11 protein-coding genes and 1 tRNA gene are annotated in these 15868 nt (G+C 66.4%); 8 read left to right on the plus strand and 4 right to left on the minus strand.

Going from position 1 to position 15868, the window contains the following annotated elements; genetic code table 11:
* Window positions 1-116: 116 nt before the first annotated feature.
* The 3 genes from U874_RS0111455 to U874_RS0111465 form a co-directional block, all read right to left on the minus strand.
* Complete coding sequence (locus U874_RS0111455; RefSeq protein ID WP_025134676.1) at window positions 117-500, minus strand: hypothetical protein; 384 nt, start codon at window positions 498-500, stop codon at window positions 117-119.
* Window positions 497-3250: an ATP-dependent RecD-like DNA helicase gene (locus U874_RS0111460; protein ID WP_025134677.1), complete on the minus strand. Its 2754-nt coding sequence runs from the start codon at window positions 3248-3250 to the stop codon at window positions 497-499. Before U874_RS0111460 ends, U874_RS0111455 begins: the two co-directional genes overlap by 4 nt.
* A 257-nt stretch (window positions 3251-3507) precedes the next feature.
* Window positions 3508-5526, minus strand: coding sequence for a hypothetical protein (locus tag U874_RS0111465; RefSeq protein WP_025134678.1), 2019 nt, complete (start codon window positions 5524-5526; stop codon window positions 3508-3510).
* 59 nt (window positions 5527-5585) lie between these two features.
* On the opposite strand from U874_RS0111465, the gene U874_RS0111470 reads away from it, so the two are divergent.
* Window positions 5586-6113 (plus strand): hypothetical protein, encoded by a 528-nt coding sequence (locus U874_RS0111470; RefSeq protein WP_157834256.1) that lies wholly within the window; start codon window positions 5586-5588, stop codon window positions 6111-6113.
* 211 nt (window positions 6114-6324) lie between these two features.
* Here U874_RS0111470 and U874_RS0111475 read toward each other — a convergent pair.
* A tRNA-Leu gene (locus tag U874_RS0111475) sits at window positions 6325-6408 on the minus strand.
* Window positions 6409-6547: 139 nt separating this feature from the next.
* Here U874_RS0111475 and U874_RS0111480 point away from each other — a divergent pair.
* The 7 genes from U874_RS0111480 (at window position 6548) to pknB (ending at window position 15835) form a co-directional block, all read left to right on the plus strand.
* Window positions 6548-7495 carry a DUF3662 and FHA domain-containing protein gene (locus U874_RS0111480; RefSeq protein WP_025134680.1) on the plus strand — a complete coding sequence of 316 codons (948 nt, stop codon included), beginning with the start codon at window positions 6548-6550 and terminating at the stop codon, window positions 7493-7495.
* Window positions 7492-8103: an FHA domain-containing protein gene (locus U874_RS0111485; protein WP_025134681.1), complete on the plus strand. Its 612-nt coding sequence runs from the start codon at window positions 7492-7494 to the stop codon at window positions 8101-8103. The genes U874_RS0111480 and U874_RS0111485 overlap by 4 nt, the downstream gene beginning before the upstream one ends.
* A gap of 2 nt (window positions 8104-8105) precedes the next feature.
* On the plus strand, window positions 8106-9374 hold the full coding sequence (locus U874_RS0111490) for a Stp1/IreP family PP2C-type Ser/Thr phosphatase (RefSeq protein WP_025134682.1): 1269 nt from the start codon (window positions 8106-8108) through the stop codon (window positions 9372-9374).
* On the plus strand, window positions 9367-10773 hold the full coding sequence (locus tag U874_RS0111495) for an FtsW/RodA/SpoVE family cell cycle protein (protein WP_025134683.1): 1407 nt from the start codon (window positions 9367-9369) through the stop codon (window positions 10771-10773). Before U874_RS0111490 ends, U874_RS0111495 begins: the two co-directional genes overlap by 8 nt.
* Window positions 10770-12257, plus strand: a complete 1488-nt coding sequence (locus U874_RS0111500) for a penicillin-binding protein 2 (RefSeq protein WP_025134684.1) — start codon at window positions 10770-10772, stop codon at window positions 12255-12257. The genes U874_RS0111495 and U874_RS0111500 overlap by 4 nt, the downstream gene beginning before the upstream one ends.
* Window positions 12254-14056, plus strand: coding sequence for a serine/threonine-protein kinase (locus U874_RS0111505; protein WP_025134685.1), 1803 nt, complete (start codon window positions 12254-12256; stop codon window positions 14054-14056). Before U874_RS0111500 ends, U874_RS0111505 begins: the two co-directional genes overlap by 4 nt.
* A 63-nt stretch (window positions 14057-14119) precedes the next feature.
* Window positions 14120-15835 carry a Stk1 family PASTA domain-containing Ser/Thr kinase gene (pknB, locus tag U874_RS0111510; RefSeq protein ID WP_051582896.1) on the plus strand — a complete coding sequence of 572 codons (1716 nt, stop codon included), beginning with the start codon at window positions 14120-14122 and terminating at the stop codon, window positions 15833-15835.
* Window positions 15836-15868 lie beyond the last annotated feature (33 nt).

Here is a 15868-nt window from a genome sequence, read left to right on the forward strand (position 1 = left end):
GTCGCACCTTGAAGCCGAGTTGGATCGGCACCGGACCAGCCCGCGGGGAAAGCGTTTGGGGTCCCGCTTCTGGGTGGAAGCGGGACCCCAACGGCGGCGGCAGAGCTAGTGCATTGTTACGGCGCCTGAGCGCGCCGTAACAGGAGTGCTCTTGCAGCGCTTTCTGCGGCAACCTTGCTGGTCCGAGTCAATGGCATTGCCATGGCGATCAAGACAAGACAGACTGAGGCGAGGATCACCAGCACGCTGAGCTCATTCGTTTGTTCGTTTGGCACCCAGTTCGATGCGAACGCGATTGCGGACACGACCAGGGCGTATGAAGCGAGCAGCGTTGAGCGCAACGGTCGCATCGCTTCCTCGCGAGCTACATCGAAGTCCGACACGGTGAGGCCCTGCTCCTTGGAGGTGATGGGCTGCTGCTCGCCTGGAAGGGCTTGCAGGTAGGTGTTGATCGAAGCGATCGTTCTCGACCGGTTCTTCTGTTTCTCGAAGGTCCTCACGGCGCAGCTCGCTTGAGGGTGGGCCTGGGCTGGCGGGTTGTGGGGTTCAAGCCGCGTCTGGTCTTGAGGAGTGCTTCGTCTTTCCCGGTTTCACGGAGTGTCAGGCTCGAGAGCACTTGATGTTCGACTTCAGGACTCCAATAGATGCTCAGGTGTTTCCGGGCCCGGGTGATCGCGGTGTAGAAGATCGGGTGGGTGATGTTGCCCTCGTTGGCGTTGGTGATGACGATCTTCACGGATTCGTACTCGAGGCCTTGCGCTTTGTGGATCGAGACGGCGTACGCGACTTGGAAGGGTGTCAGGCCTTGCGTCGATTCGTCGTCTTGGTCGCTGCTCCCGCGCTTCTCGACGTCGAACTGGACTGTCCGTTCCGACACGTATCGAAGCCCTGCTGCTTGGGCTTCGACGGCAGTGAAGTTCTTGTCGAGTTCGACATCGAATGTGATGCGTCCAGGCCTGTCCTGCTGGATTCTCGTGATGGTGCCCTTGAGGTTGTTGAAGATGAGGGGGCGGAAGAGGTCGAGTTCGTTGAACAGGACCGGGTCGCCGACCTTGTACAGGCTCCCGTTCCAGCGGAAGGCAGGGTTGGGGTTGATGGCTTGGAAGAAACGGTTGATGTTGTTGATGCCGTAGAGGCCGTCGTAGTTGAGGCAGAGCACGATCTCGTCCTGGTGGCTCGAGTTGAAGAGTCGATGGTCCAGGGGGACGGAGTAGCCGTTTGAGGTGAGCGTTTCTTCGATTCTGTCGTCCAGCGTTCGGACTCGGGTCCAGAGGTTCAGCAGGCCGGGATCGTCTGTGCGGTACGGGGTGGTGAGCTCGAACACTGCGCTGGACGGGAGGTAGGAACCCAGCAGGGAGAACCAGTTCCCGAAAGCGATCGATTCGATCTGGTACTTGTCGCCGACGAGCACGAGTCGCTTGAACGCCGTCCGGTTCAGCACTTCGAGGAGGTCCGCGTTGCCGACGGTGCTGCTCTCGTCGATGACGACCAGGTCGTACACGATCTGGGAGTTTGCCAGGTACTTGTGTCTGGCCAGGGTCCGGTACTCGGAGTTGTGGTTTGTAGTGCGGCGGCGGAGGTTCTCAATGGCAGGGTTGGTGTGTGCCAGGAAGAGCTTTTTCTCCGAACGAAACAGTTCGGAGATGTGCCCGACCATCGTGGACTTGCCGGTCCCGGCGGCGCCGTAGATAGCGGCGACTTTCGAGTCGGCGAAGAGAGCACGTAGTGCGTCCTTCTTGGCTTCGTCGTCGACCACTTCGGGGTGTGCCGTAAGCCACGCCTCGACTTCGGTTGCGTGAGTGGCAATTCCGTGCTTCGCGTCTATTTGGAGCTTCTTGATGATGTCGACGACGTCGTCTTCGTAGCCCTTGATGTAGAGGTGCCGGTTGTCGTGCTTCAAGGCGCGTTTGGTGTGGGCGGCGGTCGGCGGGAGTGCGTCGTTGTGCTGCTTGATCAGGCCGTCGAGATCATCACCGAAGTGTTCGGCAAGATCCTTTGCCGGGGTGTAGATCCTCCCTTCGGTCTCAACATTGTTGCGGAGCCGGCGGGCCAGGAGCTCGTGCTCCCGGCCCGCCGTGTCGATGCTGGCCAGCAGGTCCCCGTAGGAGGGGTTATGGCGTTTGGGAGAAGTGCAGAAGGGCATGCCTTCGAACGGGCGGCAGCTGCTACTGACGTGCAAACCGGAGAGAGGATCGAGCGGCTCGCCTTGCCACTGTTCTTTGAGGACCACGTTCCGCATCCGCAGCATCAGATATCTGATGAGGAGGTAACCGGCTCTCTTGCTGCGAATCAGAGCACGGGCCTGGTCAAGAACGTCAAGGAACTTGGTCTGCCCGGCGCCTTCTGCAAGCTTGGAGCGGAGCTGCAGGTAGGCGGCATCTTCGAGATCCATGATGTCGAGGAGGTTCGACCGGGTCAGGGTGAGGTGGCGCATCAACGCCTGGTACACGCGGCTCCGCTTGGACACTTGACCCAACTGGACACCGAAGAGGTGCGCGAAGTGTTCGATTTCGCATGGACGAATCGATACTTTCCAGGAGCGGATGAGTGTGATCGGCATGGCTTTCCCGAACACTTCGATGTGGTCGCTGTCCAAGATCAAGCTTGCCGCGTACTTGTCGGTCATGTCGATGTCGGTGAAGGCGATGGAGCGGTCTGCTTTGCTGCCGCTGTTCTTCGCTGTGGAGTAGGAGACCTCGTACAAGATTCGACCGTGTACGACGAACGGTCGGCTGCTGTGGATGTAGAAGCGGTCGTTCTCTTCCGGGAGGTCCTGGCCGCCCTGTCGGAGGGCGTCGATCCGTGCCGCGATCTTCTCGTGATACTCGCGCAGGGCTGGGTCCTGATCTGTCGGGAAGTCTGAGAGGTTGTGTAGGACGCTCAACCCCATCTCGTTCTGAGCGATCTCTCGAACGCGGATGAGGTACTCGTAGTACTTCATCATGAGTCGCTCGGACGGATCACCATCGAGGGTGTAGTGGGAGACGCTGACCTGGAGCAACTTGTGGAAACGGATGAGGGCGCACAGCCGTGCTTTCCCGCTGATGGCGTCCCGGGCCGGACCGACCTCGGCGTAGTGGAACGGCGCGGTGCCATCCTGCCGATGCGCCCGGACCATGAGCGCTTCGACAAGATTGCGTAGCTGCTGCAAGACATTCATCGACAGCAAGTCGCGTTCCTCACCCAACTGCTCGATGTTGCGACAGATCGCGTCACTCGCGCTGCGGATCTGCTCGTCGATACTCGCCACGAACTTCCTACTTTCAGATCAGGGCGAGCGGCGCCGTACAGGCGCGGTGAAGCCTCGCTCCGGGTTTCCTTCTCAAGAGATTGCGCATTCACACGCAGGCCGATTCATCGGCCCCGACGCGTCTGCGAGAACAGCTTTGCGCCCCGGCCCGATGCCCTCATCTTCCAGGAATTCGTACGGCCATTCTTGATGGCGTGTGGCCTGTCGCAAGAATGTTTCAACGCCACATGCAATGCAGTCACGTGCCGCGCCCCGGCTCATAGTTCCTGCCCGTGTGTGCGCTCGCCCGAGGCGCTTGGGGAAGGGGTGTCCGCAGCCGGTTCACGTGCGGAGTCTTCAGGCCGCACCGGGAAGGGGTCTTTGCTGGTCCTGGCAGCGACTTGCGCCGAGTACCAGACAGTACTCATGCTTTTCAGCGCCGGCGCCCACTCTGGGCGAATCCTCGCCCAGGAGTTCAGTCGGGTGCGAACTGTTGCCGCTGCGGGGACCATGCCTGGCTCAACGGCAGTGAACGCCTCGACGTCGGAGCTTTCCGCTGTTGACGGTGCGGTCCCGAGAACGAGATGCCATTGCACGAACCCGGTGACAGCGAGAACGGAGTACGGGCGTGTCTGCTGCTGTCGGAAGAACTCGGCGCAGAGCTTCGTATTGAATGGCTTCGTCAGCGACTCGACGAGCCAGGCAAGTTCTCCGTCTGGAGCAGGGTACGCGGGCATCGCCCGGTTCACGAGCTGCTGCAGCTCGGCAACATCGACGAAAGGCGCGTTACCGGCTTCTTCCTGCAGAGAAATCCACGCGTCCTGATACGTCTGCGCGGTCCCCATCTCGTCTCGCGAGCTGCCGTTCGAGGGCTGGTACCTCACGAGTTGCAGGTAGAACGCCGCGAGGAGGTAGGTGCGGGGAAGTACGCGGAGGAGGGCCTGGCGGCTTTCCTCCGGGATCGGCCGGGCATTCGCGAGCCCCCGGAAGGCTGCCTGCTCTGCAGCATGCTGCACCGGCGAGACGGCATCCGGGTCACAGGGCTCCGCAGCGACGAGGTCCGCCAAGGTGTCTGGCGGGAGAGGTTCCCCGGGGTGAGGAAACAGGACTGTTTTCCGTACGACCGCGAAACAGAGCACCCGCAACGCGTCATCTCTCGCGGATGACTGGCTGAGCATCTTCGCACTGTCGAGTACCTCTCCGAGTTCCTCGAATGATGTCCGAGAGGCGTGCCTGTCACCCGGCTGCAGGAGTGAAGCCACCAGGTGTCGGTAGGTGAGGTACGGGCGTCGGGGAACCCACAGCGAGGGTTCGAGAGCCGATGCGCCGGGATGGCGTTCGGACGGATCCTGCCTGTGGGGACGCATGTACAGCTCATTCGCCGCGATCTGCACGAATTCACTCATCGGCGTACTCTCGAGAGACGGGGACGGCGCAAATCTTGCGCATTCTCTGTCCGCATCGCGGGCGTCCCGAAGCACGGTCTGCACGATCAGCAGCTGCAGCACATTGGTCATCGGGGTCACCTGGCGTAGCCCGGACAGGAGCGCTACTTCACGAGCGTCTCGGAACTTGTTCAGATCATGAAGCAGTCTGGAGGCTTGGCGAGTTCGACGCCGGTACCTGAGTGTTCTGAAAGCCCGACGGAACTGCCACCATCCCGTTGGAGGGTGCGGCCGGGGCGGAGCGGCAAGATGCCCGAAACGCGTCAGGTGGCTACTCCGGAGGCGGTCGTATTCGTACGGAGCGAGCATCAATCGAAAGTAGGTGTGCTGTTCCTGCACGGGGAACTCTGCTGCGGTCCGCAAACGATCCTGGAACCAAGATTCCGGCTCCTCTCTCCGGTTCGAGCCCCGGATACCGAGTGCGGCAATGAGGAACGCATGAGTCCGGTTGCTGAGATCGTCCTCGATGAGCGAATGCACGCGTTCCGGGGTGAGCGCACGGTCGGAGAAGTACCGGATCGCCGCGATCGTGTTCATCAACAAGACCGCGGCAACAAGCCCGAAGGTCGCGCACCAGAGCGCCGCGCAAAGCACCCCGGGAGTGAGATGCACAGCAGGCCTGCCGAGGACTGGGGGAAGCGCCCACGGGTCGCGCAGCAAGGGCTGGAGGAGAGGGCCGATGAATAGCCACAACACCATGACGTGGAACAGCGGGAGGTTGATCACCCTGGTACCGGAACGTTGCAGGGCGCGATGCCGGTTAATGTTCTGCCCGAGATACTTACGACCCGTCTCGGCTGCTTCGGCAAGCGCTTTCGCATGGTTCGCCGCAAACAGCAACAGGTGCTCCATTCACGGAAGAGACCGCACGGAAGCTCCTCGACGCACGCGAACCGTATCGGCTGAAGCCCATGGGTCGCCCCGACAAAGAGGGGTACCAGCGGTTCCAGTACCCGGACCCGCGCGGCTACGTCGCAGTCGATCCCGCAACTGGTCGGCCAATGAACCCCCGCGACACGGAGCACCTGACGGGGAAGATCACCGTGCCGCCGAGTGAGCACATCACCCGCTCCATCCAGAAATACCCCTGGCAGTCCGAAGACTGGCATCGCGCCTACGGGCAACGCAACCAGGTCGAGAACAGCAACAAGACCCTGAAAGACGTCGGCAGCGGCGACATCGAGAACAAGAAGCGCCGCACCGGCCGCGGAATCGCGTTCCACGACCTCACCGCGGGATTCGCGATCGCGGCCGGGAACATCCGCCGCATCATCACCGGCATCATCAAAGCCGCCCGCGGCAAAGCCCCGAAGACGACGCGCGGACGGAAGCGGTACGACGTCCGCGGCAACAGGCTCGCCCCGCACACGCGTCCCACTCGCCACTCCGCGGACGCCTTCCCAGTGAAGAGCAGTGGAGAGCCACCCGCTCGCCAGTAGGTGGCACAGCCCTCTGAACTGAACATCGAGTACGACCAGTAGTCCGAAAGGGTTACTGGTCGTACTCGATTCCCCTCCGGCAACGCCCAGCTGACCGTTCGAGTTGTGTCAGACGTCTCCAGACAAGGCAGAAGGCCCCGGATCTGAACCAGATCCGGGGCCTTCTGCTATTTCATGAGCTCCAGGAACCTAAATCCCGAAGCAACCCTCGTGCGCGAGGGGGGACTTGAACCCCCACGCCCTTGCGGGCACTGGCACCTGAAGCCAGCGCGTCTGCCAATTCCGCCACTCGCGCGAGTCTGCTGCACTGATCGTTTCCGTTCAGGCAACTCCCCTACCTTAGCAGGCCAAGCCCCTTCACACCAAAGCGGGCTAAACTGACAGGAACCGACACCGTCGACCGGCGGTGCCAACTGAAAGGGCGACACCAAGACGTGGGCATTCTCGACAGCGTAGAGCGCGGGCTCGAACGCGCCGTCAACGGCGCTTTCGCCCGCACCTTCCGCTCAGGTGTGCAGCCGGTGGAGATCGCTTCGGCGCTCAAGCGGGAGCTGGATATCGGGGCCGTGATCGTGGATCGCGATCGCATCCTGGCACCCAACCGCTTCGTGGTGCGCCTCGCCCCGAAGGACGCCGACCGCCTGCGCGGCATGGGCGCCGCCCTCGAACAGGAGCTCGTCGGCGTGGTGCTGAAGCACGCGCGCCGCCAGAACTACCAGCTGCTCGGCGAGCCCGATGTCGAGCTGCAGGCCGACGAGTCGCTCACGACCGGTGTGCTGGAGATCTCGGCGACCCAGGTCGAGGGCGCTGTCGACTGGACCGCGGCGATCGATGTGGACGGCACCCGTCACGAGCTGCCGCGCGGCACCACCACGGTGGGCCGGGGCTCCGACTGCGGGATCCGCATCACCGACACGGCCGCGTCCCGGAAACACCTCGAGATCATCTGGGACGGCGCCGCGGGGATCGCGCGCGATCTCGGTTCGACGAACGGCTCGAAGATCAACGGCCAGCGCTTCCGCGAGGCGGCACTGCAGCCGGGCATCACGATCACGATCGGGCAGACGTCCCTCACCTTCCAGCTCGTGCCGGCGCGCACCCGTGCGGCCGCACGGCCCGCGGCGCCTGCCGCGCAGCCGACCGTGCCGTTCTCCGCGCCGGAGCCGGCCGGGCGTGCCTCGAGCGCCACCGCGGCACCGAGCGCACCCCCGTCACCGAGCGCACCCGCCGCGCCGCGCGCGGCGCAGGTACCGTCGGCTGCGGATCCCGGGAATTTCCCGCCGCGCACCCGCCAGGGCACCCCGCCCCAGGCCCCGCGTGTCGAGCGGGCGGTGGGCGGAGAGACGCCCGATGTCGATGAGGACTTCTGGAGAGGCCTATGAGTGAGCTCACGCTCCTGATCCTGCGGATCGGTTTCCTGCTGCTGTTGTGGCTGTTCATCTTCGCGATCGTCTACGCGCTGCGCAGCGATCTCTTCGGCGCCCCCGTGCGCCGCATGCGCGGTGACGCGGCCGGAGGCCAGTCGGGCTCGCCCGTGACTCCCGCCCCCGTTGCGGCGGCCGCGGCCCCCGTCGCCGCCCCGAGCGCCCCCGCGGCGCCCGCCCCGGCGCCGCACTCCGGCCCGGCGATCACGCCCTCGGGCGGTGCGCTCCCCACCGCGGGCGGCGCGGCTCCGGCGCAGGGCGGCGGCTTCGCCGACGCGCCCGGCACGCTCGCGATCACCTCCGGCGTCGCCGCGGGCACCACGATCACGCTCGATGAGGACACCGTCACGATCGGCCGCAGCGGCGACTCGACGCTCGTCATCGTCGACGAGTACACCTCGACCTACCACGCGCGCCTCGTCCGCTCCGGCGGCCAGTGGGTGCTCACCGACCTCGACTCCACGAACGGCACGAAGCTCGCGGGCGTCCGCGTCACGAAGCCCGTGCCGGTGCCCCCGTACACACCCGTGACCATCGGCACGACCACGTTCGAGTTGAGGCCGTGAGCGTGACCCTCGCTTATGAGAGCGCCATCGGCTCCCACGTCGGGATGGTGCGATCCAACAACCAGGACTCCGGCTTCGCCGGCGATCACCTGTTCCTCGTCGCCGACGGCATGGGCGGGCACGCGGGCGGCGACGTCGCCTCCGCGATCGCGGCCAAGGAAATGGCCGAGTTCGATCAGCCGCCGCTCGGCAGCCCCGAAGCGGCGACGAACACGCTGCGCACGGCCGTGCTCGAGACGAACGCGAAGCTCCGCAGCACCGTGCAGGAGCGCCCGGAGCTCGCGGGCATGGGCACGACCTTCACGGGCTTCCTCACCGTGGGCGACCAGCTCGCGCTCGCCCACATCGGCGACTCCCGCCTGTACCTCCTGCGCGACAACGAGCTGCGTCAGATCACGAAGGATCACACCTTCGTGCAGCGCCTCGTCGACAGCGGCAAGATCACCGAGGAGGAGGCGAAGACCCACCCCCGGCGCTCGGTGCTGATGCGCGTGCTCGGCGACGTCGACTCCTCCCCGCAGGTGGACACCCAGGTGCTCGACACGCGCGAGGGCGACGTCTGGCTGCTCTGCTCCGACGGCCTGTGCGGCTACGTCGAGGACTCCGACATCGAGAAGATCCTCCGCCGGCGCTCCTCGCTCCAGGGCGCGATCGACGCGCTCATCGACAAGAGCCTCTCGCACGGCGCTCCCGACAACGTCACGGCCGTGCTGGTCGAGGCCGTCGAGGCGCCCGAGCGCAACCCTGCGGACACGCTCGAGTTCCCGCGCGCGAACCGCCGCTTCGCCGGCTCCGCCGCGACCGCGCCCGCGCCGCGCGACGGCACCGTGTCGACCGCGCGCACGCGGATCCTCAGCCGGCGCCCCGTGCGCCGCCCGCCCGTCGTCGCGGAGAGCCACTTCGAGCCCCGCGTCGACGAGTACCTCGCCGAGCTCATCGCCGAGACGCGCCGCCGCAACCGCCGCCGCCGTCTCCTCTGGGCGCTCGGGGGGCTCTGCATCCTGCTCGGGATCGCGGGCGTCCTCACGGTCGGCTACCAGTGGACCCAGTCGCGCTACTTCGTCGGCACGAACGGCGACACCGTCATCATCTACCGCGGCGTGCAGCAGAACATCGGGTCGCTCTCGCTCCACTCCGTCGCGGAGGACACCGAGATCCCGATGTCGAAGCTCGACGGCCTCGAGCAGCGCCAGGTGGAGCGCACGCTTCCCGCCGGCTCGATCGAGGAGGCGCGGGAGATCGTCTTGCGACTGGGGGTGCACGATGAGTAAGCCGGCCGCTGCGGGCGAACCCCGCACCTTCGAGAAGACGCGCACGAGCGAGACCGTGCTGCAGCGCATCACGGCGCTCCGCGCACCGCGCCTGCTGCTCGGCCTCGAACTGTCGCTTCTCCTGTTCGCGATCGCGATCGGGATCGCCGCCGTGATCATCATCGACCTCACGGTGCAGGGCGAGGTCACCACGACGCTGCTCCCCGCCGGGGCGCTCTTCATCGCGTCGCTGTTCGCGCTGCACTTCACGATCCGGCGCATCGCGCCCGATGCCGACCCGCTCATCATGCCGATCGCGGCGATGCTGAACGTGGTGGGCGTCGCCATGATCTACCGGCTCGATCTCGCGAAGGGGCTCACCGGGTGGAGCTCCGACTCCATGCGCCAGCTCATTTGGTCGACCGTTGCCGTCGTGGCCGCGATCGTGGTGCTCGCTGTCGTGCGCAACCACATGGTGCTGTTCCGCTACACCTACCTCATGGGCCTCGGCGCGGTGATCCTGCTCCTTCTGCCCATGCTGCCGGGCATCGGCAAGACGATCAACGGCGCGCGGGTCTGGATCCACATCGGCTCGTTCTCCTTCCAGCCGGGTGAGATCGCGAAGATCTTGCTCGCCATATTCTTCGCCGGGTATCTGGTGCGCAACCGGGACTCGCTCGCGATGGTGGGCAAGAAGGTGCTCGGCATCCGCTTCCCGCGCGGCCGCGACCTCGGCCCGCTGCTCGTGTTCTGGCTCGCCGCGATGAGCGTGCTCGTGTTCCAGCGCGACCTCGGCACCTCGCTCCTCTACTTCGGCCTCTTCCTCTCGATGCTGTATCTCGCGACGGGGCGGATCGGGTGGATCATCCTCGGCGTCGGGCTCTTCCTCGTGGGCGGGCTCGTCGCGAGCCAGACCCTGGAGTACGTCAACCGCCGCTTCGCGAACTGGCTCGACCCCTTCGCCGACCCGTTCAACGCCAGCCATCAGATGGTGCAGGGCCTCTTCGGGATGGCCAACGGCGGAATGACCGGAACGGGGCTCGGCCAGGGCTACCCCACCGACACGCCACTCGCGCAGAGCGACTACATCATCCCCAGCCTCGGCGAGGAGCTCGGCCTGATCGGCCTCTTCGTGATCCTCGCCGCCTACCTGCTGCTCGTCGGCCGCGGCCTGCGCATCGGCTTCGCGGGCCAGGACGACTTCGGCAAGCTCCTCGCGTCCGGCCTCGCCTTCACGATCGCGCTGCAGGTGTTCATCGTGGTCGGCGGCGTGACCCGCCTCATCCCGCTCACGGGCCTCACGGCGCCGTTCCTCGCGGCGGGCGGCTCATCGCTCGTCTCGAACTGGATCATCATCGCCCTGCTGATCCTGCTCTCGGGATCCGTCCGCAACCGCCCGAAGTTGGTGATCCGCGCATGAACAAGCAGCTGAAATTCCTCACGCGCACCGTGTTCGTCATGTTCCTCGCGCTCTTCTTCTCGGTCACGATGATTCAGTTCGTGAGCGCCGATGAGCTGCGCGCCAACGAGCTGAACATGCGCACGGTGAAGAACGGGTACAAGGTCGAGCGCGGCTCGATCCTCGTCGACGGCGAGCCCGTCGCGTACTCCACGCCGACGAGCGACACGTACCGCTTCGTGCGGCAGTACTCGAACGGCTCCCTGTACTCGCCGATCACGGGCTACTTCTCGCACTCGCAGGGCATCACGGGCCTCGAGCTGGCGATGAACCAGGAGCTCTCGGGCAGCGGCAACGCGCAGTTCTTCACGCGGATCATGAACACGATCAACGGCGTCGCCCCGCAGGGCAGCTCGGTGCAGACCACGATCGACCCGAAGGTGCAGGAGGCGGCGGCCGCGGCGATGGCCGAGCAGGGCTTCGAGGGCGCGGTCGTCGCGATCGAGCCGAAGACGGGCCGGATCCTGGCGCTCGTGTCGACGCCGAGCTTCGATCCGAATCTGCTGTCCTCGAACAGCGACGCCGAGATCATCGCGAACTACTCGCAGCTCGACAAGGACCCGTCGCAGCCGCTCCAGAACCGCGCGATCGCCGGCGACCTCTACCACCCGGGATCGGTCTACAAGCTCCTCGTCGCGGCTGCCGCGATCGAGGCGGGCGAGGCCACCCCGAGCACCGAGTTCGCGAACCCCGCCGAACTCGCCCTGCCGCAGACGAGCCGCGTGATGCAGAACGCGTCACGCACTACCTGCGGCACGGACAGCACCGCGACGCTCGAGCAGGCCATCGTGATGTCCTGCAACATCCCCATCGCGGAGCTCGCGATGGGGATGGACCCGGACGTCGTGCCCGAGATGGCCCGCGCCTTCGGCTTCGAGCAGGAGCTCTCGGTGCCGCTCGCGGTGACCCCGAGCGTCTCGCCGACGCCCGAGGACAAGGCGCAGACGGCGCTGTCGTCGATCGGGCAGCTCGACGTGCGCGCCACGCCGCTGCAGATCGCCATGGTCTCCGCGGGCATCGCGAACGGCGGGACGGTCATGAAGCCGACCCTCGTCGATCAGGTCATCACGCCGGATCTGCGCGTCGAAACGCAGGTCACGCCCGAGGAGCTCGCCAAGCCGATCTCCGCGAAGACGGCGAGCGCGGTTGCTGGGATGATGGAGAAGGGCGTTTCCTCTTCGGAGGGGCTCGCGCGGCAGTCCGGGATCCCCGGGGTGCGCGTGGCCGGGAAGACGGGCACCGCGGAGAACGGCACTACAGCCGAGGGGAATGCGCTTCCCTTTACGCTGTGGTACACGGGCTTCGCGCCGGTCGACGACCCGCAGGTGGCAGTCGCCGTCGTGATCGAGGACGGCGGCGGAGAAGCATACGGCTACGACGGGGGCTCGTTCGACCTCCCGACGGCCGTCGGAAAACGAGTAATGGAAGCGGTGTTGAGCGAATGAGACCAGCAGCAGGGATCACATTCGGCGGACGCTACGAGCTGAGCTCGCGGATCGCCGTCGGCGGCATGGGCGAGGTCTGGAACGCCACCGACAGCATCATCGGGCGCACCGTGGCGATCAAGATCCTCAAGGACGAGTACATGGGGGATCCGGGCTTCCTCGAGCGCTTCCGCGCCGAGGCCCGCCATGCCGCGCTCGTGAACCACGAGGGCATCGCGAACGTCTTCGACTACGGCGAGGAGCAGGGCTCCGCGTACATCGTCATGGAGCTCGTGCCGGGCGAGCCGCTCTCCGCGATCATCGAGCGCGAGGGCCGGCTCCCGGCGAACCGCGTGCTCGGCATCGTCGCGCAGACGGCGACCTCGCTGCAGGCCGCGCACGACGCCGGCCTCGTCCACCGCGACATCAAGCCGGGCAACCTGCTGATCACGCCCGAGGGCCGCGTCAAGATCACCGACTTCGGCATCGCCCGGATCGCGGATCAGGTGCCGCTCACGGCGACGGGCCAGGTCATGGGCACCGTGCAGTACCTCGCCCCCGAGCAGGCGAGCGGGCACACCGCCACGGCGGCCACCGACATCTACTCGCTCGGCGTCGTCGCCTACGAGTGCCTCGCGGGCAAGCGCCCCTTCACGGGCGAGTCGCAGGTGGCGATCGCCATGGCGCAGATCAACGACACCCCGCCAGATCTCCCGAACGACGTGCCGGAGCCCGTGCGCAACCTCGTGTACGCCTGCCTCGCGAAGGACGCCGCGGGCCGCCCCGAGACGGCGGCGAAGCTCGCGCAGGCGGCCACCGCGCTGCACCGCGGCGACGTGCGTCTCGCGGCGAGCTACGTGCCGCAGGTGCTCGGCGAGCCCGCGCCGGCGACGGCCGTGCTCGACGGCCAGACGGCCGTGATGGACGCCGCGACCACGGCGCTGCCGCGCACCACGGCGCTGCCCGGGCAGACCGCCGCAACCGCGGCGCTCGGCGCTGATGGCGACGGTGAGGGCATCGACGGCGACACGCCCCAGAAAAAGAAGAAGAGCCCCTGGACGTGGCCGCTCATCACGCTCATCGCGCTGCTGCTGCTCATCGGCGGCGGCACGGCGTTCGCGATCCTGAGCGGGCAGGGCAACGACGACAAGACGCCGACCACGAGCTCGACGTCGAAGAAGCCCACCACGACCTCGAAGAAGCCCACCACGACGGCGCCCGTCACGACGGGCGTCGTCGATGAGACGCAGCTCGTCGGCCGCAACGTCGACGAGGCGAAGGCCTACCTCGAGGGCCTCGGCTTCTCGAACGTGCGCACCGTCTCGACGCAGCAAGTTCTAGATTCCAGCGGCCAAGTGGGAATTGTCACCGATGTCAACCCGGTCGGTGACAAGGTCCCCTTCGATCAGGCCATCACGCTGTCCTACAACTCGGCGCTTCCTCCGGTCGGCCAGCCGCCTGCCCCCACCGGAACCACGACTGTCGATTCTGATGCCGCGTTTACGGTTTCCCTGACCCCGAACGGGTGCCCGACCGGGTTCACTCAGCGCGGATATGAGGTCACGGTGTCTGGGGACGGCTCGCTCGCGAGTGTTTCCAACACCACGGCGAACCTCAAGGCCCATTCACTCGACGAGGGCGCCGCCGACGGATCGATCACGGTGACCTACACGGTTTCCTGCTCGACTCCCGCAGGCGACGTCGTCAATTCCGGGCCGTCCGAGCCGCTCGTCATCACGGTGAAGGCGCCCGCGAAGCCCACGACCCCGCCCACGGAGAATCCGGGCAACGGGTCGAGCGGCAACAACTCCGGCAACTGACGCACGCACGCACGCCGGCTCCGCGATCGGAGCCCTGATCCCGATAAACTTGGAGGCATTCCCATGAGCACGGAAGAGGTGACCATGCCCGACACGGCAGAGAACGGCGCGCAGCGCATCCTCGCCGGACGCTACGCCATCGGGGAGTTCGTCGGGCAGGGCGGCATGGCCACCGTGTACCGGGGGACGGACACCAAGCTCGGCCGCCAGGTCGCGATCAAGGTGATGAAGGCCGAGCTCTCGAGCGACGACCAGTTCCGCGCGCGCTTCCGCCAGGAGGCGCAGTCCGCCTCGCGCATGGCGCACCCCACGGTCGTGCGCGTCTTCGACGCGGGCGACGACCTGATCCAGACGGCGGACGGCCCGAAGCGGCTCCCGTTCATCGTGATGGAGTACGTCGAGGGAACGAACCTGCGCCAGCTCGCCGCGGAGCGCAAGCTCTCGCAGGCCGAGGCGTGCCGGGTCGTCGATTCGGTGCTCACGGCGCTCGAATACTCGCACCGCGCGGGGATCGTGCACCGCGACATCAAGCCCGCAAACATCATGATCACCCCCAGCGGCCAGGTGAAGGTCATGGACTTCGGCATCGCGCGCGCGGTCTCCGAGACCTCCTCGACGCTGCAGCAGACCACGGCGATCCTCGGCACCGCGGCCTACTTCTCCCCGGAGCAGGCCAAGGGCGAGGCCATCGACGCCCGCACGGATCTGTACTCCACCGCGGTGCTCCTGTACGAACTCCTCACGGGCGACGTCCCGTTCCGCGGTGACAGCGCCGTCGCGGTCGCGTACCAGCACGTGAGCGAGCGCCCGAAGCCGCCGAGCGACCAGGATCCCGAGATCACGCCCGCACTCGACCGCGTCGTGCTCTACGGCCTCGCGAAGGATCGCGCGAAGCGCTTCCAGTCGGCGTCCGAGTTCCGCGAGGCGCTGCGCCTCGCGGCGGACGGCACGATGCCGAAGCTCGACGTGCAGCAGCAGGACGCGGTGCTCTTCTCCGGTGGCGAGGAGGTGTCCGAGTCCGATCTCGCGCTCCGGCAGCTCGCCGAGGGCGGGGGCGGCGCACGCACGCAGAGCCGCCCGCCGGTGATGTGGACGTGGGCCGCGATCCTCACGATCGGCGCCGTCATCGTCGCCGTCGTGTTCTGGCTCGTCACTCTCGCGCCCAAGCAGTTCCTGCCGGACGCGTCGCGTGAGATCCCCACGCTCGTCGACATGGAGCGGGACGAGGCGATCGAGCTGCTGCGCACCAACGACCTCGTCGCGATCGCGATGGAGCAGACGAGCGACGACATCGCCGCGGGGCACGTGATCTCGAGCGATCCCGAGCGCGGCGCCGTGCTCAACAAGGGCGAGAGCGTCACGATCTACATCTCGACCGGCCCCGAGGCCGCGGAGATCCCCGAGTTCTCGCGGATGAGTCTCGACGACTACAAACACGCGATCGCGGACCTCGGCCTCACCGTCGGTGTGGTCACCTCCGTGGACGATCCGCTCGAGGCCGAGAACCGCGTGCTGGGCGTCTCGCCCGAGCCCGGGACGAAGCTCCAGTCGGGCAGCAGCGTCGACGTGACCGTATCGAGCGGGAAGGTGCTCGTGCCCGAGGTGCAGGGCCAGCCGCTCGACGTCGCGACCTCGCAGATCGACGGCTTGGGGCTGAGCGTCACCCAGACGCCCATCAACAGCTGCCCCACGCAGCCCGGCTACCCGATCGTCGAGCAGTCCGTCGCGGGCCAGCAGCCGCAGGGCACCCGCCTCGAGATCAAGTACTGCACGGGCTGAGAACGGCCCTGAGAACGGCCGAGGGGCCGGCAC

Source organism: Leucobacter sp. PH1c, from assembly GCF_000633415.1.
Lineage (GTDB): Bacteria > Actinomycetota > Actinomycetes > Actinomycetales > Microbacteriaceae > Leucobacter.

Bases quoted from the DNA above. Each gene is read 5' to 3' on its own strand.
- U874_RS0111465 (WP_025134678.1), bottom strand. From the start codon at position 5,526: ATGGAGCACCTGTTGCTGTTTGCGGCGAACCATGCGAAAGCGCTTGCC.
- U874_RS0111470 (WP_157834256.1), top strand. From the start codon at position 5,586: ATGGGTCGCCCCGACAAAGAGGGGTACCAGCGGTTCCAGTACCCGGAC.
- U874_RS0111485 (WP_025134681.1), top strand. From the start codon at position 7,492: ATGAGTGAGCTCACGCTCCTGATCCTGCGGATCGGTTTCCTGCTGCTG.
- U874_RS0111495 (WP_025134683.1), top strand. From the start codon at position 9,367: ATGAGTAAGCCGGCCGCTGCGGGCGAACCCCGCACCTTCGAGAAGACG.
- U874_RS0111500 (WP_025134684.1), top strand. From the start codon at position 10,770: ATGAACAAGCAGCTGAAATTCCTCACGCGCACCGTGTTCGTCATGTTC.
- U874_RS0111505 (WP_025134685.1), top strand. From the start codon at position 12,254: ATGAGACCAGCAGCAGGGATCACATTCGGCGGACGCTACGAGCTGAGC.
- pknB (WP_051582896.1), top strand. From the start codon at position 14,120: ATGAGCACGGAAGAGGTGACCATGCCCGACACGGCAGAGAACGGCGCG.